General features: G+C 32.5%; 21 protein-coding genes. 15 read left to right on the top strand and 6 right to left on the bottom strand.

Annotation, left to right across the window (positions count from 1 at the left end; genetic code table 11):
• Positions 1-173 precede the first annotated feature (173 nt).
• A complete protein-coding gene (locus ACFOUY_RS02555; RefSeq protein ID WP_378958880.1) occupies positions 174-1262 on the top strand; it encodes a metallophosphoesterase in 1089 nt (362 codons plus the stop codon).
• A gap of 154 nt (positions 1263-1416) precedes the next feature.
• Positions 1417-2889, top strand: coding sequence for a glycoside hydrolase family 130 protein (locus tag ACFOUY_RS02550; RefSeq protein WP_378958879.1), 1473 nt, complete (start codon positions 1417-1419; stop codon positions 2887-2889).
• Positions 2890-2960: 71 nt separating this feature from the next.
• Here the strand turns inward: ACFOUY_RS02550 and ACFOUY_RS02545 are convergent, their stop codons facing one another.
• Both ACFOUY_RS02545 and ACFOUY_RS02540 read right to left on the bottom strand, forming a co-directional pair.
• A complete protein-coding gene (locus ACFOUY_RS02545; protein WP_378958878.1) occupies positions 2961-5231 on the bottom strand; it encodes a glycosyltransferase in 2271 nt (756 codons plus the stop codon).
• A gap of 124 nt (positions 5232-5355) precedes the next feature.
• The gene (locus tag ACFOUY_RS02540; RefSeq protein ID WP_378958877.1) at positions 5356-6477 is read right to left on the bottom strand and encodes an alpha/beta hydrolase; all 1122 of its coding nucleotides are present in this window, start codon (positions 6475-6477) and stop codon (positions 5356-5358) included.
• Positions 6478-6614: 137 nt separating this feature from the next.
• Between ACFOUY_RS02540 and ACFOUY_RS02535 the strand changes: the two genes are divergently transcribed.
• Together ACFOUY_RS02535 and ACFOUY_RS02530 are read left to right on the top strand one after the other, a co-directional pair.
• Positions 6615-6980, top strand: coding sequence for a SpoIIAA family protein (locus tag ACFOUY_RS02535; RefSeq protein ID WP_378958876.1), 366 nt, complete (start codon positions 6615-6617; stop codon positions 6978-6980).
• 5 nt (positions 6981-6985) lie between these two features.
• Complete coding sequence (locus ACFOUY_RS02530) at positions 6986-7138, top strand: hypothetical protein (protein WP_378958875.1); 153 nt, start codon at positions 6986-6988, stop codon at positions 7136-7138.
• Positions 7139-7397: 259 nt separating this feature from the next.
• On the opposite strand, the gene ACFOUY_RS02525 is transcribed toward ACFOUY_RS02530, so the two are convergent.
• On the bottom strand, positions 7398-7757 hold the full coding sequence (locus ACFOUY_RS02525) for a response regulator transcription factor (protein ID WP_378958874.1): 360 nt from the start codon (positions 7755-7757) through the stop codon (positions 7398-7400).
• A 159-nt stretch (positions 7758-7916) separates the two neighbouring features.
• Here ACFOUY_RS02525 and ACFOUY_RS02520 point away from each other — a divergent pair, with 159 nt between their 5' ends.
• The 4 genes from ACFOUY_RS02520 (at position 7917) to ACFOUY_RS02505 (ending at position 11582) form a co-directional block, all read left to right on the top strand.
• Positions 7917-10130, top strand: coding sequence for an ATP-binding protein (locus tag ACFOUY_RS02520; protein WP_378958873.1), 2214 nt, complete (start codon positions 7917-7919; stop codon positions 10128-10130).
• A gap of 1 nt (position 10131) precedes the next feature.
• Positions 10132-10551: a response regulator gene (locus ACFOUY_RS02515; RefSeq protein ID WP_378958872.1), complete on the top strand. Its 420-nt coding sequence runs from the start codon at positions 10132-10134 to the stop codon at positions 10549-10551.
• Between the two features lie 85 nt (positions 10552-10636).
• Positions 10637-11221, top strand: coding sequence for a biliverdin-producing heme oxygenase (locus ACFOUY_RS02510; RefSeq protein WP_378958871.1), 585 nt, complete (start codon positions 10637-10639; stop codon positions 11219-11221).
• 181 nt (positions 11222-11402) lie between these two features.
• On the top strand, positions 11403-11582 hold the full coding sequence (locus tag ACFOUY_RS02505) for a histone H1 (RefSeq protein WP_116249844.1): 180 nt from the start codon (positions 11403-11405) through the stop codon (positions 11580-11582).
• 178 nt (positions 11583-11760) lie between these two features.
• Here the strand turns inward: ACFOUY_RS02505 and ACFOUY_RS02500 are convergent, their stop codons facing one another.
• Positions 11761-12804, bottom strand: a complete 1044-nt coding sequence (locus ACFOUY_RS02500; protein ID WP_378958870.1) for an HmuY family protein — start codon at positions 12802-12804, stop codon at positions 11761-11763.
• A 34-nt stretch (positions 12805-12838) separates the two neighbouring features.
• Positions 12839-14911: a TonB-dependent receptor plug domain-containing protein gene (locus ACFOUY_RS02495; RefSeq protein ID WP_378958869.1), complete on the bottom strand. Its 2073-nt coding sequence runs from the start codon at positions 14909-14911 to the stop codon at positions 12839-12841.
• A 167-nt stretch (positions 14912-15078) separates the two neighbouring features.
• Here ACFOUY_RS02495 and ACFOUY_RS02490 point away from each other — a divergent pair, with 167 nt between their 5' ends.
• On the top strand, positions 15079-16032 hold the full coding sequence (locus ACFOUY_RS02490; RefSeq protein ID WP_378958868.1) for a helix-turn-helix domain-containing protein: 954 nt from the start codon (positions 15079-15081) through the stop codon (positions 16030-16032).
• A gap of 2 nt (positions 16033-16034) precedes the next feature.
• Here the strand turns inward: ACFOUY_RS02490 and ACFOUY_RS02485 are convergent, their stop codons facing one another.
• On the bottom strand, positions 16035-17054 hold the full coding sequence (locus ACFOUY_RS02485) for a LacI family DNA-binding transcriptional regulator (RefSeq protein ID WP_378958867.1): 1020 nt from the start codon (positions 17052-17054) through the stop codon (positions 16035-16037).
• Positions 17055-17229: 175 nt separating this feature from the next.
• On the opposite strand from ACFOUY_RS02485, the gene ACFOUY_RS02480 reads away from it, so the two are divergent.
• From ACFOUY_RS02480 to ACFOUY_RS02455, 6 genes are all read left to right on the top strand, one after another.
• Positions 17230-18582: a Gfo/Idh/MocA family protein gene (locus ACFOUY_RS02480; RefSeq protein ID WP_378958866.1), complete on the top strand. Its 1353-nt coding sequence runs from the start codon at positions 17230-17232 to the stop codon at positions 18580-18582.
• Positions 18583-18696: 114 nt separating this feature from the next.
• Positions 18697-19788, top strand: coding sequence for an MBL fold metallo-hydrolase (locus ACFOUY_RS02475; protein ID WP_378958865.1), 1092 nt, complete (start codon positions 18697-18699; stop codon positions 19786-19788).
• Positions 19789-19839: 51 nt separating this feature from the next.
• On the top strand, positions 19840-20202 hold the full coding sequence (locus ACFOUY_RS02470) for a hypothetical protein (RefSeq protein ID WP_378958864.1): 363 nt from the start codon (positions 19840-19842) through the stop codon (positions 20200-20202).
• Positions 20203-20269: 67 nt separating this feature from the next.
• Complete coding sequence (locus ACFOUY_RS02465; RefSeq protein WP_378958863.1) at positions 20270-21073, top strand: hypothetical protein; 804 nt, start codon at positions 20270-20272, stop codon at positions 21071-21073.
• Position 21074: 1 nt separating this feature from the next.
• Entirely contained in the window at positions 21075-21998 is a 924-nt protein-coding gene (miaA, locus tag ACFOUY_RS02460; RefSeq protein ID WP_378958862.1) for a tRNA (adenosine(37)-N6)-dimethylallyltransferase MiaA, read from the top strand.
• A 122-nt stretch (positions 21999-22120) separates the two neighbouring features.
• Positions 22121-22621 (top strand): hypothetical protein, encoded by a 501-nt coding sequence (locus tag ACFOUY_RS02455; RefSeq protein WP_378958861.1) that lies wholly within the window; start codon positions 22121-22123, stop codon positions 22619-22621.
• Positions 22622-22753 lie beyond the last annotated feature (132 nt).

Below are 22753 nucleotides of genomic sequence, written 5' to 3'. Positions count from 1 at the left end.
ATCAATTAAACTTAGAAATTGTTTAAATTTCGACTCCAATTACTTCATAGAACGTGGAGACACGTTCCATGGTGCGTGTCCCCACGCACCTTTATAAAATCTTTAAATCATTTTTAAACTTTTCTTAAATCTTACTTTTTTGTTAAGTTTGATATAAATCAGGCAATTCAAGAATGAGAAAATTTTTACAGAAATTACTTAGTGCCTGGATTATTCGTATGTCTAATAGATTCGGATCAAGACCAGATAACGAACATATACATGAAGCCTTAAGTAAACTCTATGAAAATTTAATTACTTCTCCGGGTAAAAGAGGAGAGATATTTGAGATCAACTCAAATAGTAAGTTTATAATTTTTTCTGATCAGCATAAAGGTGCCAGAGATTTTGCTGACGATTTTTCACTAGCAGAAAAAAACTATTTGCAAGCTTTAGATTATTACAACAAGTTGAATTTTAGTTATATTAATTTAGGTGATAGTGAAGAGCTTTGGGAAAACCTGCTCGAATCGGTTATTAAACATAATAAAAAGACTTTTGAAGCTGAAAAGCAATTTATTGAACGTAACGCTTTTACTAAAATTTTCGGTAATCATGATTTGTATTGGGATAACGACCCGCTTTCTCAATTTAATTTGAATCGGATTTATGGAAAAGTAATTAGGATTTACGAAGGAGCAATTTTAAGATTTAGATCGAACGAGAAGCTATTAGATATATTTTTAACTCACGGCCACCAGGGCGATTTGCAGAGCGATGGTAATTGGTTTAGCAAGTGGTTTGTAAGCACTATTTGGGCGCCACTGCAATCTTATCTAAAGATTAATCCTAATACACCGGCCTATGATAATCAATTGAAAACAGCTCATAATTTATTGATGTATAGCTGGGTTGCTGAGCAAAAGAATATTGCATTAATAACTGGTCATACTCATCAGCCGGTTTTCGCTTCGCTTACGCATCTCGAAAGATTATATGCAAAATTAGCTAAAGCCAATGTAGAGCATAACCAGGATGAAATAGATTTAATAACAAGAGAGTTAAATAAGCGTGTTGCAAAAGGAGATGAGCAGCCCAAGTTAAATAAGTACAAATCAGCATATTTTAATTCTGGCTGTTGTTGCTTTAACGATGGTGATATTACTGGAGTTGAAATCGAAAACGGTTTAATAAGATTAGTTAAGTGGTCATATCAAACCACCACTGAACCTGAAAGATATGTTTTAGAAGAAATGAAACTTGAAGATTTAATTGATAAATAATTTTGAAGAATTTAACGTTCTTTTTAATAATATTATTACTTGATTTCTAATTATCATAAAAGATATATAATGAAACAATTGTTAATACAATTTAGTTAATAGTATTGTAATTAAATTGGCGTAAAATAATAAAAGAACTCAAAAACATTAAACAATGAGATTATATATAGAACGAAAGCCTGTCAAAGTAAATCCTGACACCAAAAGAGTTATTGCCCGATTTTTTTTTAATGGAGATGAGCGAGCACTTGAAGTAATAAGCAAAGTTTTAAAATTTTCTGATGAGAAGGTTTTCTCGTTAATTTCTCCTATCCTTCAAGAATATTCCAAACGGCACAGGAACATTACCAAGATTTTGAACAGACATGCCAAGAAACTGAAAAAACAATTTAGCGAGCTTAATGTAGATTTTGATGATATAGATTCATATACTAAATTATTAATTGGGGCTTATTTTACGCATGAATATTCTATTGAATCGGCTGCTTTCTTTAATCCAAGTATTATTGAAGATCCTGACCAAACTGATTTAGTGGAGGGTGATAAAAGGGTGATTATTAGTTTCAGGGCAGTGGGCGAAGGGCATATTTCATCTATCGTATTTCGTCGGGCTTTAATTGATGCTAAAAATAACATACAGGTTTTACCTGTAGGTAATTATGTTGATGAAGCTGAAGTAATTCGTAATGCGATTTATGTAAAGAAAATGTTTTTAAAAAAAGCAGCTTATGCGCAAATTGACCCTTCTGTTTTAGAAGAAATAGAATCGAAACTTGATGATAAATTTGAATATACCAGCTTAAGCAACATCATTAAAGATTCTAAAAGTTTAAATAAAGAAAATCCTCAGCGCCTAATTGAATATGATAAAGTTCTTTGGCTTTCTGATACTTATCATACCATCAGTTTTTCAAAAGATACTGATATTTCAGATAGAGTTATTTTTCCTATTTCTGAATTTGAACGGAAAGGTATTGAAGATGCCCGCTTTGTGAAGTTTATCAAAGAAGATGGTAAAATTGTTTATTATGCAACTTATACTGCATTTGATGGCTCTTTAATTATTCCAAAATTGGTTCAAACGGATGATTTTTATGAATTTAAAGTTATCCCATTGTATGGTGATGGAGCTCAAAATAAAAATCTCGCATTATTCCCAAGAAAAATAAATGGTAAATATGTAATGATGAGCCGAATAGACGGATGGAACAATTACCTTATGTTTTCGGATAAGATTAATGTTTGGGAGAACCCTATTTTACTTAAACAGCCTCGCTACGATTGGGAATTGGTTCAAATTGGGAATTGTGGCTCTCCAATTGAAACAGATAAAGGTTGGATTGTGATAACTCACGGTGTTGGTCCGATGAGAAGATATTGTATTGGTGTTAGTTTACTTGATTTGAATGATCCCTGCAAAGAAATTGGGCATTTACAAGAGCCTTTGATTATTCCGAATAATGATGAACGTGAAGGGTACGTACCAAATGTTGTTTACTCTTGTGGTTCTATAATTAGTAATGGCGAATTAATTATTCCTTACGGCTTATCAGATTACAGCTCATCGTTTGCTACCGTTAATTTAGAATTACTACTTAATAAATTACTTGAAAATAATGCTGAATAAGAGAATTAAGGAGCATAAAAAAAGCACGATTTCTAAATAAAATCGTGCTTTTTTTGTTTATAAATGTTTAATTAGCGTACTTTATTTGTTTCGAGTAAGGGCGATGATAAGGTTTCAAACTCCAACTCAGCGGCTTTTAAAACTGTTAAATGCGAAATAAAGTAAGCTAAGGTGCTTTCTGCTCCTTGGTTTCTATTTACACTATTGTACTGAAGTCCATCTGCACAACCATGTGTTTCATAATCATATAAGGGAATGTGTAAACTATTTTTACCTAGAAACCATTCGTAACTAATGTGCATCATATCAAGATATTTATCATCTTTAGTTATCGAAAATGCTTTAGAATATAATAAAACCATCGCCATAGTTTCTAAAGCTTGCTGGTCGTAAATTGGATTTTCTTCGTTCTTTTTCATCCAGCCATCATTTCCTACAGGATTTAAATAACCATTTTTGAAAGAAAAACTATTCAAAAAATCAATGCTTTCTATTGCAATTTTATAAGATTCTATATTACCTGTAACCTCATAGTGAGTTAATAATGCTAACGGTAGAATTGCATTATCATAAGTTAAAATATCTTCGTACCAATGCCAATTCTCGTCTTTATTTTTATTGTAGGCATTTGTTAAAACTGTTGCTAGTTGATTGATTTCTTTTACTAAAACCTCATCTCCACTGTGCGCACCCAAGTAATAAGAAATCCCGATTACCGTATTTGCTATTGCACGCAAATATTTTAAATCTTTAAAGTGAGGTATAGAGTTAGAGAAAAGTTCCTTACCAAATTCTCGATAAGAGTTATTTGGACCTTTACATATCAGATATCCCAGTGACCAAATCGTTCTACCAAATGAATCTTCTGAGCCAACTTCGTCTAAATAATTTCTGTTAAAGCTTAAAAAATTTCTAAAATTGCCATCCTCACGCTGCATGTATTGGATAAAGCTTAAATAAATAGGCATTAGTTTTAAAGCTTTCTGATTTTTATCCTGATCGTAAGCAAGAATTGAAAGAATTAAAGCCCTAGCGTTATCATCAATGCAGTAACCTTCTTTTAAATTAGGAATTCCAAATTTTGCATGTTGAATGATACCCGTATCATCAGTAAGTAATTCAATATGGCTCAAATTTAAAGCGGGCATTTTATCTATGTCAATAATAGGGGGAACAACCCGTGTAGGTTTTTGCCCTTTAGAAATAGCGGCCTCTAATAGGCTCATATAAGCATTTCCAATTTTTGGCCACCTTATATTTAATCCATAATTGTAAGCATTATTTTTTAGTTCAAAATATTTTTCATCATCACTTAACAGTTCATTTACAATCTCAGCAAGTTTTATATCATTCTTAAAATCAAATAATTTACCCCTGTTATCTGCAAGTAATTCTTGAGCATGCCAGTAAGGTGTAGAAACCACAGCTGCACCAGCACCAACGGCATATGATAAAGTTCCGCTGGTAATTTGAGCTTCATTTAAATACGGAGTTATATATAAGTAACATGCGGTTAAATATTGATGAAGTTCTTCTTCTGAAACAAACTTATTTACAAATACAAGGTTGTTTTCTACACCAAGTTTTTTAGCTAATGCTTTTAAACTATCGCGGTATTCTTCTCCATTATGCTTAACTACTCCAGGATGTGTATTCCCCAAAACGACATATAAAACATCAGGATGTTTACTCACAATAGCTGGTAATGCATTTATAACCGTTTCCAAACCTTTGTTTCTGCTAATAAGGCCAAAGGTGAATAAAACCTTTTTTTCTTTAAATAAAGCACTAGCGGATATCGTATTATGCTCTACTGGTTCTAAATCTGGTACACCATGTTCTATTAACTGAATCTGGTTTGAACGAATTTGATATATACTTGTTAAAAACAGAACAGCTTTCTTGCTCATTACCACAACTTTAGAAGACTTTGCCGCAATTTCTTTAATTATCGTTTGCTGCATAAAGTTTGGTTCTTTTAACACCGTGTGAAGTATGGTAATAAAAGGTTTTTTTAATCTATTTATTAGAGAAAGTAGAAAGACACCGCTGTTACCTCCGTATATGCCAAATTCATGTTCTATAACACAAGTATCTACATCGCTGTTATTTATAAAATCTGCTGCCTCTAAATAATCTTGCTGATTTTGCTGACGAACTACAAACTTAACTTCGTGTGGATAGTTATGTTCGTCTAAATTGTCGGATTCATTCATTGCAACAATGTAACTTTTACCTTCCTCGTATGCTGAGTTTAAACTTAATGCACTAACTAAATTTTGATTAAATGTAGCTAATCCACATTCTCGAGGAGGATAAGTTGATATATATGCAATTTTCATATTTTTTTTGAATAAATTAGTACTTAAACAACATTCGGCGAGTTAAATAGTTTGATTTATTAATGGTTTGAAGATTTAAACATTATAATAAATTGTTTTTTATCAAGTATTTAATAGAATTATTCTATTTAAAAGCTGCCTTTAACTGATTTGCCACATAAACTTGAGCAGCCTGAGCTTCAGGAACTATAATTGCCATTCCGAAAAATTCGTGTGTAACACCTTCGTAGTTTCTGCTATTTACTTTAACTCCAGCGTCAGATAGTTTGTTGGCAAAGATTATCCCATCATCATGCAATGGATCAATTTCTGCGGTAATAATTGTTGTTGGTGGTAAATCCTTCAAATTTGCGTTAACTAATGATATTTTAGAATTCTGTCCTTCAATCATGGTGGTTAGGTATTTCTCCATAAACCAATTCATCATAGCCTTGTTTAGTGGTTTAGCATCTGCATATAATTTATAAGATTGGGTCTCCATATTAGCTTGTGTAATTGGATAAATTAAAACCTGATGTACAGGAATCATTATATGTTTATCTCTGGCCATAATGGAAACATTTGCAGCTAAATTTCCGCCAGCACTTTCACCAACTACCGCAATTTTTGCAGGGTCGGCTTTTAAACTTACCGCATTTTTAATAGCCCACTCATATGCTACAAAAGCATCATTATGTGCCGTAGGAAATTTATTTTCTGGCGCTAAGCGATATGCGACAGAAACAACAATTGCACCCACTTGTTCTGAAAGGGCTTGTGCAGAAGCATTATAAGCATCTAAATTTGCTGCAATAACAAAACCTCCTCCATGATAATAAACTATGAGAGGAAAAGGACCACTGCCAGATTTTGGCGTATAAATTCTTAAGTGAATTTTAGCTCCATTAGCATCTATATCTTTACCAGCTGTATCAACCTTTACAACTGGGATTTTAATGTTATTAAGTTTAACTAAGTCTGTTACTGCATCATAAGGCGTATGATTTCTACGAGCATCTATAGCATTAAGCGATTCTATAGGCTTATCTTCATAACTCATTAATTTTTCAATTACCGCTTGCATTTCTGGCCTTATTGTTTTGCCCCATTCTGGTGGTGGGCCGGCAGGTTTTAATGAAAATGTTGAAGTAGAATCTACAAATGAAGAGTCTTTAATTGTAGAAGACTCGGTATTGCTGTTGCAAGCAGAAACAATAATGGCTAAAGCAAATAAGGGGATTAAAAAAACTCGTAAATTATTTTTCATAGCGTGTTTTTGTTTTTTATTAAAAGTACAACATTATCAGGTAGATAAGTGTTTTATCTCTTTTACATCTTTATAGAATTTGTTCAACTGTCAAACATCTTGAACAATTCTATTGTTCTACTAAAAAATTAAAATTTATGTTAACAGAAATAGTGGGTTTACCCGAAAACATATTTGGCGTTAGAGCTACAGGAGAAGTACATAGCGAAGATTTGAAAAACGTTTTATTGCCTGGTTTAAAAAGAACCGCTGATAGATTTGGAGAAATTAGATACTTACTTGTTTTGGATACCGATGTTAAAAATTTTACCGCTGGAGCTTGGGTTCAGGATGCAAAAGCAGGTTTTCAGAATTTTAGTAAGTGGGAAAAGATAGCTGTGGTCAGTGCAGAAAAAGGAGTAGAGTGGTTTACAGATATTTTTACTATTGCAACTCCAGGAAGCTCTAAAGGTTTTAAACCCAATGAGATTGAGGAGGCTAAAGCTTGGTTGGTTAAAAATTAAATATTATGAAAAATTTTAAAACTTCGGCAGAAGATAGCAAGGCTACCGCACCGAAAAACTCAAAAGCAAAGGGAGCTGAAGAGAAGGTAACATCTGCAAAAGATGCAAAAAAAGTAGACGTAAAAAAAAATACTTCAGTAAAAGAAAAGAAAACATAAACACACCCTTAGCGTACATTAAAAATTTTCAATTAGGTAACAACGAAAAGCCCAATTTACTAGTATTTTTTCTTGCGCCGTTTTTTAAATTAAAAACGGTACAAAAAAGAATAGGAGGCTGCGGTTTATAATATAGTAGCTATAAGTTAGCATTAAGCGTTTGAGTAAAAGCATGGCTTTATAGATACTAAACTTAATTTCAGAAAGAGTTAATGAAAAATTTGAAGAAAAGTGGCGTTTAATTGTCCGGAATATCCTATTAAAGCTTCGTTTTTTTTAACAAAGAATAGATTTTATCCATCAATTCATCTATGTTAAAAGGCTTTGCCATAAAATCATCTGCTTCAACGTTATCAAGCATATAATTTGTTGCATTATACCTCGCAGAAATCATTAATGCAGGGATATGTTTTGTTAAATTATTTTCTTTTAGCTCCTTAAGCAAAACTCTGCCGTCTATATCAGGTAACATTATATCCATAATAACCACATCTGGCTGGAATTCTTTAACGTGATTAATAAAATTGGCGCCTTTATTTAATCCGACAACGTTGAAAGCTTCACTTTCTAAAATAAGCGTAATAACATCTAAAATTGCATGGTTATCTTCTATAACCAAAATGTTTTTTTTTGCCAATGGGATGATTTTTAAATTCTACCAAATATATAATAAAAAATAAACCGCAAAAATGTATTAAACAAAATTAGAATCATTTTAAACACAGACTAAGATTTGAAAAGTTAAAAATTCTGATACTTTTGTTATAATAATTCCCCTATGAATAAATTTTCTGTAGACCTCACAAATTGTGATAATGAGCCGATACATATCCCTGGTAAAATCCAATCGCATGGTTTTCTAGTTGTTGTCGATAAAATAAGTTTAAATATTTCTTATATAAGTGAAAATACTTTTTCCTTTTTAAATGAATCTGCAGTTAGTTTTCTAGGTAGATCACTTTCTGCTTTAGATACTTTTATTAAACAACAGAATGCTGAGTTTAATTTAGAAGATTTATTAAAGGTTGGTATTATCAGCAAAAATTTCGATGCTATAAGTCCTCATCCTGTAGAAATCAATAACAATCCATTTTATCTTATTATCTCTGCATCGCAAAATGATTGGTTGATGGAATTTGAACCGGTTACGCTGCAATATGATATTCAAAGTTCAATAGGGCGCTCGGCAGCTTCAATGTTACAAGGTAAAAATGTTTTATCTCTGTTAAAAAGTGCTGCTGTTGAAATTAAAAAACTTATTAATTATGATAGAATCATGATCTATAAATTTTTGGAGGATGGACATGGAGAAGTTGTTGCAGAAGAAAAAGAAGAGAATTTAGAACCATTTTTTGGACTTCATTACCCTGCTTCAGATATTCCTAAACAAGCAAGAGAGCTTTATAAAATGAATTTAACCAGGCTTATAGCTGATGTTAATACAGAAGATGCCCAAATTATAACCTACAAAGAGAATCAACCTTTAGACTTAACACACGCATGTTTAAGAGCTGTTTCACCCATTCACATTCAATATTTAAAAAACATGGGTGTTTATTCGAGCTTTAGCATATCATTAATTGCTCATGGCGAATTATGGGGTTTAATTGCTTGTCATAATTATAGTCCGAAATTTATAGATTATAAAGCTCGAGAAGGTTCAAAACTTATTGGTCAGATTCTTTCCTCTGCTTTAGAGTATAGGCAGGACGAGGAGGATGCAGAAATTGTTAAGAATTTTAAAGATACGGCATCAGCTCTTAGTGCTTATTTAGATAAGGATAAATATTTAATTGAAGCAATTACAAGTCATAAACAAACCATTTTAGACATCACGAAAGCATCAGGAGTTGTTGTTATATTTGAAAGTGGGTTAAAAACTTTAGGGCATGTTCCTGCAGAAGAAGACATTTTAGAACTTGCAAAATGGATAAAAAAGAATAGTGATGAATCTTTATACTATACGCATCGCTTATCAGAAATTTATCATCCCGCAAAAAAATATAAAGATATTGGATCTGGTATTTTATATTGCTCGTTAAGTAAAGCTCCAAACGAAATGATTATCTGGTTTAAACCAGAAAAAATTACTGCTGTAAATTGGGCTGGAAATCCTGATAAACCAGTTACATCTTCAGCGCATGGTTTGCCAAGTTTATCTCCGAGAAAATCTTTTGAAATATGGTCTAAAATTGTAAATAATACTTCAGAGGGTTGGATTGCTGAAGAAATTTCATCAGTTCTTCGTATAAGGGAAATCATTATTACACATATTAATAAGGAAGCAAATCAAATTAGGTTGCTTAATGAAAAGCTACAGGCCGCTTATGACGAGTTGGATACATTTAGCTATACTATTTCGCATGACTTAAGAACACCCTTAACATCAATAAAAACTTATTCAGAGTTATTACTTAAAAATAAAAGTATCGACGAAAATGGCAGAAAGATGCTGAATAGGGTTTTAGTAGGTTCTGAAAAGATGAATTTCTTAATTAAGGAAATTTTGAATTTGGCGAGAGTTGGCCGCTCAGATATTGATCTTGAAAAAGTTAATATGGAAGCTTTACTAATAGAGATTAGCGCAGAGGTTTGGTCGGCTTTTAAAGCAGACAATTCCGAACTGATTTTAGGGCAATTACAAGATTTAAAAGGAGATAAGACTATGATTGCCCAAGTATTTACCAATTTGATGAGCAATGCAGTGAAATACTCTTCTATGGTAGATAAACCCAAAATTGAAATTTCATCATACATAGACGGAGAAGAAGTTATTTACATAATAAAAGATAATGGTATAGGAATTGATAACCGTTATTACGACAGAGTTTTTGAGCTTTTTAAGCGAATGGATAATGTTAAAGAAATTGAGGGAACAGGAGTAGGGCTAGCTATTGTAAAACGTATTGTAGAAAAACATAATGGTAGAGTTTGGTTTGAAAGTAAACTAAATGAAGGTTCTACGTTTTATGTAGCTTTTAAAAATAGATAAAATGAAAACACCGGATATATTTTATGTAGAAGACGACACGGATTATGCATTCTTTATGCAAAGTGCCGTACAAGAGGTTAAGGATACTCTAAACCTTGCGATAGTAGAAGATGGTACTGAAGCAATGCAGAGATTACAAAATTTTGCAGAAAATAAAACAAAGCCTAAACTAATTTTATTGGATTTAAATCTCCCTGGCTTATCAGGTATTGATTTACTTAAGTTTATAAAGGATATTCCTTATCTAAAAACAATTCCGGTAATCTTGTTTTCTACCTCTGATAATCCTGATGATGTTAAAGCATCAATAGAATTTGGTGCAAATGCTTATTTAGCAAAACCTGATGGTTATGATAATCTTGTAAAGTGCATCCACTCCGTTCACGATTTTTGGTTTAACCAACATTTACGGGTAAACTAAATTTATTAAAATAATCATATAAAGATTCGGATTTTTAATTCGAATCTTTTGTTTTTATACATATTTTTAAATTTTATATCATACTATGATTGCTAATATTTTAAGAGCCGAAACTGCAGAAAACCACAAATTGCTTGAATCGTTAATGTTTGTTAACGAGATTATGAACAATTCCTTAAGTATCAAGAATTACAAAAAGCTACTTACCATAAATTATATCATTCACCAAAAGCTAGAAAATAAGCTGGCCAATATGTTGGATGCTGAAATTGCCAATAAGCTACAAATGAATAGCAGATTAAAGCTTGCTTCATTAGAAAAAGATTTAGAATATTGGAAAATTGATCCATTAACCTTGCCCGAGTTAAATTTCGATTTGTTCATTCCAGAAAAAAATAATGCAGCAGTTTTAGGCGCATTATATGTGCTAGAAGGGGCTACTCTGGGTGGAAACGTAATAAGAAAACATATTTTAGCCAATGCTAATTTTGCAGGTTCAGAAATGGGATTAAATTATTATGGTGTTTACGGCGAAGAGTTAGGTTTAAAATGGAAAGATTTCGTACAAATATTGAATGAAAGTGTATTAGAGGCTGATTATAAAAATTGCGTACATAGTGCTAATCAAACCTTTAATAACTTGATAAAGTTATCTAAACAGTTAAGCTAAAACATAACAACTAGAGCAAAAAAAAGTAAAAAATACTCCTAAAATAGTTTTAAAGGCATTTAGTAGCTTTAAAATGTGCAAAACTTCTTTCAAATTAATGTTTGCTTTCTGTTGTTAATTCAAGGTAAATATGTATTATTGAAAAAATAAATTTTTTAAACCCTAAAAACATCAATTAGCGATGGAAAAATTCTCAAAAGTTAAAGCTGCTGTTGCTGCAATTGAAGCAGATGTAGAAAAATTTTATAATGCTGGCAATGCAGCTGCTGGTACACGTGTGCGTAAAGCAATGCAAGATCTTAAAGTTTTAGCACAAGAAATCCGTGCAGAAGTAACTGACAAGAAAAATACTGGCAAATAATATTTCGCGAGTAAGAATAAAAAGGGTTCCGGTATGCCGGAACCCTTTTTGCATTTAAAGGATTTTTTAATAATGCTTTCTTTTTCTAGATATAAAAAGAGATACTCAAAAAAATAAGGCCTACCATCGCGGTAGGCCATTATTCAACTAACAAAACATAATTTTAAAAGATTTTATATTATCCTTTTTTAATCAATTTATATTCGATAACAGGTTTACCACGTTCTCCACCATCTCCTGATATATAACTATTAAATTTCAGTTTATAAACGTTACCTGCTGAATCTTTAATTACATAGAATACATCTGTTTTAACACCACCGCCTGTTCCGGCTTGACTTGGTGAAGTTCTCCAAGTAGAACCAATTACATCTCTGGAAGAAGAAAATGTAATATTAGCAATATCAGTTTCTGTAAATGCGGCATAAGTTTTAGTTGCTGTAGAAACCTTTGCAGCTGTTATTGTGCCTAGGTTATTAATTGATACATAATCTTGAAACCAATAAGGCGATCCTAATCCTGAATTGTAAGTACTATAACTCCAAGAAATATCCCAGCCTGTTTTAACCGGTTCTGCTTGCACAACTTTATTATTCTCTAACGATACGAAAACTAAATTATAGTCAGAGTTTTTAACTACATCTAAACTTTTTATGGTTGTTTCACCTAATCTGGCATATTGCACTTTATAACCAGAGCCATTACGCGTAATTTTTATTTTAAACCATTTATCTTTATCCTTACTTCCTTCAAAGCTTAACAAGTAAACTTTGTTCTCAGCATCTGTAGCACTAACTTCGGCAAATGCAGTTTTAGTAATATCGCCATCCCAATAATCAACTAATGAATTGGTAAGGGGGTCCGTAATATCATGATTTAAATTAACAGTTGTTCCAGGGGCAGCTAGAGTAACCGCATTAATATCGCTCTTAGATGTAGCAACAGCTGTAGTTTGGTAAGAAGCGTTTAATACAACTCTAAATTTACCATCTGATGTTAAACCTATATTGAAGCTTTTTCTATCGGCCGTTGCTTGTTTATCGCTGCTAAAATCTACATATACAACATTTGCATAATTTGATTCTGCCGTTTTACCACTAAGAGTTAACGTACTACCATCAGATGGTGGAACAACTATAACAGGTTCTTCATTGTCTTTTTTACATGCTGTAAAAGTTACCGCTAGTAAAGCGATTGCGATAATCGAGTTAAATTTATTCATATTTCAATTTTTAATGTTTAATTTTTATTTGAGATTAGTTTTTATTCCAGTTAAATGTTAATCCAACCAAGTAGGACCGACCATAACTATTGGGTACCGTAGCACCACCTGTACTATGTGCACCGCCACTAGCTGTAGATGTGTTTGATAATTGTGTTACGTTAAATAGATTTTTAACACCTACGTTTATTGTTAAGCATTTATAAATGTTTTTATTCAGCATTAAATCTGCAAGGTTAAAGCTGCCAACCTTCACAAGTGTTGCTGCTTGTACTCCATTAACTGTGCTTAACTGATAATTAGGAACACTGCCTGTGTATTTATAGAAAAAGCTAATGCTTCCATTTATTTTAGGGAAGGTATAGGTCAGATTAGCCGAAACTTCGGCCGACCAAACGAATTCAGGAACATCAAAATTAGAAGACGATTCAGTTAAATCATTATATCTTCCGATATAAGATAAACCTATGTTCGCCTGAAAATTTTTGTAAATTAAAGTATTCTCTAAAGTTCCGCCAGTTGTTTTATATTTTGATATATTTATTAATGTGGTCACAGCTGGGTTTGTAGCATCGATACCGAAATCAATTCTATTTTTGAAAAGATTATAGAAACCAGCTAAGGTATAGCGGAATTGCAAATCGTTTGTTTGAATACCAGACCAAGCCAGTGAACCATTAAAACTGTTAGATTCTTCTGCTTTTAAATCCGGGTTTCCCATAATTGAGTGGTTAGAATCAAAGAAATCGTAATATAATTCTCTAAGTGCTGGCGCACGGAAGCCTTTTGCAAATCCTAAACGGAAATTAAGACTTTCGGTAAGCGTAAAATTTGTATTTAATGAAGGGATAATTGGTGCATCGTAAATTGAGTTTTTTATAAACCGAACACCGGGACGAATATTTATTCCTTTAACAGGCCTTACCTCTCCAGAAATAAAGAATGAGTAATCATTAATTGCCGGTGATCCGTTAATTCTGGCTCCACTTGCTGCATCTCTATTGTATTCTATACCAGGTTGTAATGCAAACATATCGCTAACTTTATACTGAACAGTAGACCTAAAAATGACTGAACTAAATTTAGCTACATCTTGTTCGCCTGCAGTAGTAGTTAATTCTTCTGCACCCGTAGAAAAATCATGAACAACAGAACGGGTAGCTCGTTCTAAATTTGTAAAGCCACCAATCGCTGTTAGCTGTAAATTACTGGCTAAACGCCATTCTGTTTGCAATTGCTGCGTGTAACGTTTAGTTGTATAGGTTTGAAATTTTGCTCTGTAGTTATTTGGATTCATCCCACCACGGCTATCAATCTCTTCGTTTAAACCATCCAATCTGTACCAAATATTAAAATTTTCATTACGATAGCCGATTTTGGTGTTTCCAAGCCACTGTTCTTTTGGTTTCCAACGATTTGCAACAGCCTCAACCTCTGCAATTGTAGCTGTTTTTGGGGCCAAATTCCATCCACCAAAATCGTTATGACTAAAACCAGCCAATGCACTCCAGCCTTTATTTTGCCAGCTGGTACTTATATTTTGAATGTGATTACCCTCACCACTGAAAGCACTATATTCGTTTCCTGCGGTTTCTTCCTGAATTCTTGCTGAAATAGTAACCAGAGATTTGCCTGGATTTTTCGTTATTATGTTTATTACACCCGCAAGCGCATCAGTTCCGTAAACTACAGACATCGGACCTTCAACAATTTCTATTCTATCAATCGTATTAATATCTATCTGATTTAAACTTTCTCTTGTGTCCGAACGGTCAACCATTGGTACGCCATCTAAAAGAATTTTAATGTTTCTACCAGTCATTCCCATTAATTGAACGTCTGTTGTTCCTAAGGTTAAGTCGTTACTGAAACGAAAGCCCAGCTCTGTATTAAGTACTTGTTGAACGTTAGTTGCAGCCCTTAACTTAATTCTTTCTGCACTTATCGTTCTGATATTGTAAACAGAGTTTTTTAATGTTTGAGGCCCAAATTGTCCGGTTATAACCACTTCTTTTAAATCCTTCGCCTTAGCTGAATCGATTTTAACTTGCTGACTTAGAGCTGTAAAACCAGATAGCAATAAGGTAATTGATAAATATATCTTCATTTATTTAGACTAATTATAAATAATTATGCAAATTTGTGTATAATCTGAGAATTCGATTAACGCCAAGCGGACAATTAATAACGCGAAACGGATTATTAAGAAGTATTCTAAATAGTATTATAAGTGCTAAAATAGATTGAGGAATAATTTAAACATTCACTAAATAGATGGAAATTAAAGTATCAGATTTTACAACAGGAATGCTTTTATACAATTGTGTATATCCTGCTAATTTCGATACAAATAAAGAAATCGAGGAAAAGGAACATCAGTTAACAAATTTCGATTACCGTATTAACTTTATTGAGCATTGGTTTAAGGGAGTGCATATAAGTGTTGTCAAGATAAATACTTCAAAAGAAATGAAGATTTTTGTTGAAAATAGAAATCAAAATATTTCGTTTCTATTTTGCCTCGAAGGTTCTGTGTATTGTGAAGATGTAGTTGATGGGAAAAGCATCAATTTAAAAAAAAATCAACAAAGTGTTACTATAGGAGAATTTAGTAATTTGATTATTAATTTTAATGAGAACGTTCACTACGTTTATATACAAATAACACAATCGCATTATAAAAAATTAACAGGTGCTAATTTTATAGATGATGCTTCAGCTTTCGAATCTTTAGCAATTGATACAGAAGTTAGTTTGGTTTTATATGATTTGGTTAATCAAAAGAATCATGTACGTATAAAAAAAATCTTTTTTGAAGCCCAGATTTTTAAGCTGCTTGCTTTTTATATCAACAACGCCCATAAAAAAACTTCATTTTCTTTAAAGAAAGATGACATCGATAAAATTATGTATGCCAAGCAACTTGTTGAAGAAAATATTCAGCGTCCGAATTCTTTAATTGAATTATCTCGCAAGGCTGGCATAAATGATAATAAACTAAAAAAAGGATTTAAAGAGTTAACTGGCGAGACAGTTTTCGGGTACTTAAATAAAATCAGGATGGAAAGGGCATATTATCATTTATCAAAAGAAAAGAAAACAGTAAGCGAAGTTGCTTTTTTAGTAGGTTACAAAAACGCTCAGCATTTTACGGTCGCATTTAAAAAGCGATACGATATTTTACCCGGAAGCCTTAATAAATCCAGAACTACCAACCCAGGAATTTGATTTTAAGTATTTGGCTTTTTATTAATAATCAAGTCAGATTCTACAAGGGTGTTATAATAAGCTTGATTTTCAGAACTTGGGCTATTTATCAAATCTAAAAGAATATTAGCAGCCTTTTGCCCTTGTAAATAGGGGTATTGTTCTACTGATGCGATAGGCGTATAGTCCAAATATTTCATCATCGGCAAGTTTGCATAACTTACTACATCTATTTCTTCGGAAATTTTTAATTTTTTAAGGTGTTTAATTAAAAACAGAGAAACATAATCGTTAAAAGCTACAATAGCTGTAGGTTTTCTTTTATGATTAATCAATAATTCTGTTGCCTCAATGGTTCCTTCTTCTGTCAAATCACAATTAATAACAAGAGAGGGGTCGAATTTAAGCCTGTTGAAATTAATTGCCTGCATATAGCCTTCCTTTCTCTCTCCGCTGGCAAATAAAGTTGTTGGGCCATTTATCATTCCAATAGTTCTATGGCCCTTTTTTAATAAAAAATTTACAGCTTTTATAGTTGCATTTTCGAGCGAACAGGCAACATAATGTACATTTTTAAATGGTGGAATTCTATCGAAAAATACAACAGGAATATTAAATGCCTTGAGTTTTTCGAAATGGTCAAAATTCGATGTGTCCTTGCAAATGGATACTAGTAAACCATCAACACGCTGATTTTTCATTTTATCAACTAAACGAACTTCTTTATCAAAATCATCATGAGATTGAGCAAAAATTACTGTATAGTTTTTCTTTAGAGCCTCATCTTCGATTGCAGAAATTGCTGTCGAAAAAAAATGTTCTGATAACTCTGGAAGAATAACACCTAATGTATAGGTTTTACCTTTCTGAAAAAGAATGGCTGCATTGTTCGGTTCGTAATTTAAAGATTTAGCAAGTTGCTTTATCTTTTCACGCGTAACTGCCCCGATACTCGGATGATCGTGTAAACCCCTTGATACGCTTGAAGGCGAAAGGTTTAAAATTTTGGCTATTTCTTTTATAGTTGTAGGCTTCGATTGCATATCAATTGCTAAGCTATACAAAATTTGTTTTCATTGTAATAATACAAAATTAATCAAACGTTTGCGTGATTTTTTTTACCTCATTTCTTTTAATAAGGCCTTAAATATCTATACATTCGAGAAACATATATAAACCAAACCAAATGTTTTTAATACAATTAGCTCAAACTAGTTTATGAATAGAAGACAATTTGTAAGAAATGCAGGTTTAACCACAGCCGCATTTGCCACCATACCAGATAAAACTTTATTTGCTTCGCAAGCTGCTGAAAAAATTAAAGTTGTTATGATTGGTGTTGGCTTACGTGGGCAAAATCATTTAGATTTACTTTTGAAAAGATCGGATTTAGATTTAGTAGCAATTTGTGATGTAGATGATCGTATGATACAAATGAGCAAGGCAATTATTGCTAAAAGCGGTAAGGCAATGCCTAAAATTTTTACAGGCAGTAACAACGCCTGGAAAAAAATGCTCGAATTGAAGGGAATTAAGGCTGTTGTTATTGCAACACCATGGGAATTTCATAAACCAATGATTTTAGGATCTATTGATGCTGGTATTAAATACGTAGCAACCGAAGTGATTTTGGGCATAAATCTTCAAGACCATTGGGATGTTGTACATGCAGCCGAAAAAAGCAATGCGCATGTTATGATGCTCGAAAATGTTTGCTATCGCAGAGATGTTATGGCGGCATTAAATATGGTTCGTCAGGGTATTTTTGGCGAAATGCTTCATTTACAGGGCGGCTACCAACACGATTTAAGAGAAGTTAAATTTAATGATGGTATTAATCCTTATGGTCATGGTGTAGAATTTGGCGAAAAAGGATTTTCTGAGGCAAAATGGAGAACCAATTATTCAGTGTATCGCAACGGCGATTTATATCCAACACACGGTATTGGTCCTGTAGCTCAGTGCATTAACATAAACAGTGGTAATCGTTTCGTAAAGTTAAATTCATTTTCTACAAAAGCGCTGGGCTTGCATAAACATATTGTAGATGAAGGCGGACCAGCTCACCCAAATACGAAAGTTAATTTTAAATTGGGTGATATTGTAACTACGAGTATTGGCTGTGCGAATGGCGAAACCATTATTTTACAGCACGATACAAATTCTCCTCGTCCTTATTCTTTAGGCTTTAGGTTTCAGGGAACAAAAGGATTATGGATGGATGTAAATAACGGTATTTATGTAGAAGGAGTAAGCAAACCACATACTTGGGATAAAGCAAAGGAATGGTTGGATAAATATGATCATCCACTTTGGAAGAAATACGGTAATGATGCACAGGGCGCAGGACATGGAGGAATGGATTTTTTTGTTATTCATGCCTTTATTGAAGCAGCAAAAAGAAATGAACCTGCGCCCTTAGATGTATATGATGCAGCAGCATGGAGTGCAATTACGCCTTTAAGTGAACAATCGATAGAAATGGGTAACGAAACTGTTGATTTTCCTGACTTTACTGGTGGACAATGGATGAGCAGAAAGCCAATTTTTGCACTAAATGATGATTATTAGAAAAGCTTTTTCTTAAATAAATAGCAATCAAATTGTAAAATCAGCTTATCCAATTCGGATAGGCTTTTTTTATGCAATATTTCAATCTAATTTAGCCAGATATTTAAATTTAAAATGATAGCTGTTTATATAATATTAATACTTGTTCTGTTTTTTCTTATTGCTACCAATTTACCAGTTTTCGGACAACTTCCGAGTGGTACTAGATTAATTACTATTCAGCATTTAGATAATTATAAAGATGGATCGCTTCAGAATTTATCTGTAACGCCTATGCAACCAGAAGGTGTTAGCTTTTTCAAGGTTCTTTCATCGTTTCTTTTTCAAAAGCAGCCTAACAAAAATCCTGCAAAGGCTTTAACTTTTGTTAAACCCGATTTAAATAGTCAGGTAAAAAGTAATGAGCCCGAAATTATTTGGTTTGGGCATTCTTCGTATTTGATTAAAGTTGATGGAAAACGAATTCTGGTAGATCCTGTATTTAGCAAAACACCCTCTCCTTATTCTTTTATCGGAAGTAAAAATTTTAAAGGAACTGATTTCGTTAAAGCTGACGATTTTTTAAATATCGATGTTTTATTAATAACGCATGACCATTACGACCATCTTGATTATCATAGTATTTTAAAAATAGCGCCACAGGCAAAAGTAATTGTGGCTTCGACAGGAGTGGGTGCTCATTTAGAAAAATGGGGAATACAAAGTGATAAGATTAATGAATTGAGCTGGAGTCAAAGCATCAAGCTTTTCGATAAATTTAATTTCACTGCTGTCCCTGCTCGTCATTTTACCGGTAGAAAGTTTAAAAGAAACCAAACACTTTGGTCTGCATTTGTTTTACAAACTGAAAACCATAAACTTTTTTTAGGTGGCGATTCTGGCTATGACACTCATTTTAAACAAATAGGAGAAAACTACGGGCCATTTGATATTGCATTTTTAGAATGCGGACAGTATAACGAGCTTTGGCCATATATCCACATGTTTCCTGAACAAACTGTTCAAGCCGCTATCGACCTAAATGCTAACATTTTAATGCCCGTACATTGGGGTAAATTTAGTCTAGCTATGCACCCATGGGATGAGCCTATAAAAAGGGTAACACTCGCGGCAGAAAAGCAACAATTTCAAATTATCACTCCAAAACTTGGTGAAACCGTTATTTTGAACAAAGATTTCCCTGTAGAAAAATGGTGGTTGGATTAAAAAAGTAAACAATATCTTATTGGTTGTGTTTATTGTTAAACTTTGTAAACTATGAAAACCGACCTTGTAGAAATTTTTCAAACCATTAGAGCATGCTTACAACCTTACGCAACAAGAGGATACACTGTACACGAAAATTCGGAAAGTGGATATGACTTATACAGCGAAAAGAATGTAGAAGTGAAGGGTGAAAAGATTACTGAACGTTACTTTGCTGGAGTTTATATAAATGGAGAAAATGTTGAGGTAAAAGTAAATACTTCAGAATTTAATTCATCAAATCAAAATTTAAACGATTTTGGACAAAATCTGTCGGGTTTAAAAATTAAGCAATTAGATAAAGAAAAACATAAAGAGGTTGAGAATATCTTTGAAATTATACATGCTAATTTCAAAGAAAAAAAATGGATTTAGAGGCTTTTTGAATATGAACTACTAAATTTGCAAGCAAGCGCACTTTGCTTTTGTAAAATAAAATTAGTTGGTTAACCATATTTCACTTTCCCAGCCGTTAAATATAGAATGGCATAACAATTTTTTATCGGCACTTGCTGAAAAAGAAGTTGAATTCGAATTGAAAAAGAAAGATGATTTTCAGTTGGTTACACTAACTAAATGTAATGTCATCATCAATCTGGTTAATATACTAACTAACTTTTCTCCAGAACAACTTATTTTATTACAAAACCTTATACAAAACGAAGGTTTCAAGCTTATTAATCTTTGGGAAGATGTTTGGAAAAATAAACCAACTCAGGTTTTGCATCGAATATTATCGCTTTCTGGCGAAAATAAAAAGATTCACGGTCGAAAAACAAAAGTTTTCAAAATAGATAAACCTATAGCCGATTTATTTTTAAATGAAAATCATTTGCAGGGTTCGGTGAGTAGCCGATATAAGTTTGGACTTTTTATAAATGATGAGCTTTTAGCAGTAGCTACATTTTCTGCCCTTCGCAAAATGAACCATACAGAAAACTATAAATCTATCGAATTAATTAGATTTGTGGTAAAAGGTGGTTTTTCAATTACTGGAGGCTTAAGTAAGTTGGTTAAACACATGCAGCTACTTTTAAAACCTAATGATTTAATGACTTATGCTGATAAAGATTGGTCGGCGGGAGAGGCATATTATAAACTAAATTTTAATAAGGTTGATGTTATAAAACCTCAATATTTTGTTTTGGGTACGCAGTTAAAACGAAGTTTAAAAAAGGGAAATTTAGAGCAAACTAATCCTCTAGTTTTTAATACTGGAAGCATTAAATTCATTTTAAAGTTCTAATATGTCCGATAATTCCTTGCTTATAATTTTAGGTGCAACGGCATCAGGTAAAACTAAGTTGGCGGTTCGGTTGGCAGCTAAACTTAATGGAGAAATTATAAGCGCAGATAGCCGCCAAATTTTTAAGCAAATGGATATCGGCACTGGTAAAGATTTAAGCGAGTATTCAATTAATGATAAAACCATTCCTTACCACTTAATCGATATTCTCGAACCAGGTGAAAGGTATCATGTTGATGCATTTAAAAACGACTTTTATAAAACTTTTGAATCCATTAAGGAAAGAAAAAGGTTTCCAATTCTGTGTGGTGGAACAGGAATGTACATTCACAGTATTCTTCAAAACCAAACTTATACAGCTGTTCCTGTAAATACCGATTTTCGAGCTGAACTCGAATTCTTATCAAAAGAAGAATTAATTATTAAACTAAATAATTATCAATCAGAATCGATTTCAAATGTAGATTTATCTTCAAAAAAACGGCTTATCCGGGCAATTGAAATTGCTGAATATTTGAAATATAATAAACTTGAAGTTATAGAAAGGCCTACTGTAAAACCAATAGTTTTTGGCCTTAAAAATGAAATTGAAATTACAAGGTCTAATATTTTGAATCGGTTGGATTTTAGGTTGAAAAACGGAATGATAGAAGAGGTTGAAAAATTATTAAACGAAGGCATTAGTAAGGATATATTAATTTTCTACGGATTAGAATATAAGTTTATCGTAAATTACTTAACAGGCAAATTAACTTTCGAGGAGTTAAAATTAAGATTAGGTATTGCAATTTGCCAGTTTGCAAAAAGACAAAATACTTTTTTTAGAAAGATGGAAAAAGATGGTGTTGTGATAAATTGGTTAAATGCGTCATACCCAACAAACGTTTTGGAACAACAAATTTTGGAAAAAGTTTCAAAATGTTAAAACCAACAGTTTGTGAATTAAATATGACATTAATGTATATAAAAATAACCCTATAACTTTTGTTTGGCATAGGTTTTGTACTTGGTGAGGTATATTTATTAACTCAAAAAATATATCTTACAATGAAAACAATTACTAAAATTTTGGCTACTTCAGCAGCTGTAGTGGCTCTATTCTTCACAACTAATGTAAATGCACAGTCGAGAAATTTAGGTATCGGACTTAATGTTGGAGCTGGAACTTCAACAGGTTATGGCTTAGTTATAGGTGGAGATATCAGATATCAATTTAATGTTGATAAACAATTATCAATTCCAGTAACAGCTGGGTATAACAACTTCTCAATTAAAGATTCTTACGGAGGCGGAAGTTTCGGTGTTATCCCTGTAAAAGTTGGTGCAAAATATTTTTTTAATGATTCAGGAGCTGGCGCTTATGGATTAGCAGAACTTGGTGCTGGTTTTGGAACCAATAAAGGTGCTGGAACTTCATTTGTTTACTCTCCAGCAATTGGATATTCTTGGAGCAATGGTTTAGACCTTGCCGCAAAGTATGAAGGGTATTCTAATAATGGAAGTATTGGTTTTGCAGGTATTCGTTTAGCTTACGGATTCAGTTTGTAAGAGATTCAAAACTCATAAAAAAAGCCTCTGAAAAATTTCAGAGGCTTTTTTTATTTTCAGAAATTTCAAAAAAAAAAATTTATAAAATCTGTTTTCGTTTGAATGTCGTATATGATTAAAACCCTTAATTAA

The sequence above is a fragment of the Pedobacter jamesrossensis genome, from assembly GCF_042650905.1.
Taxonomy (GTDB): Bacteria; Bacteroidota; Bacteroidia; order Sphingobacteriales; family Sphingobacteriaceae; genus Pedobacter; species Pedobacter jamesrossensis.
This window is presented reverse-complemented; position numbering and strand designations above follow the sequence as displayed.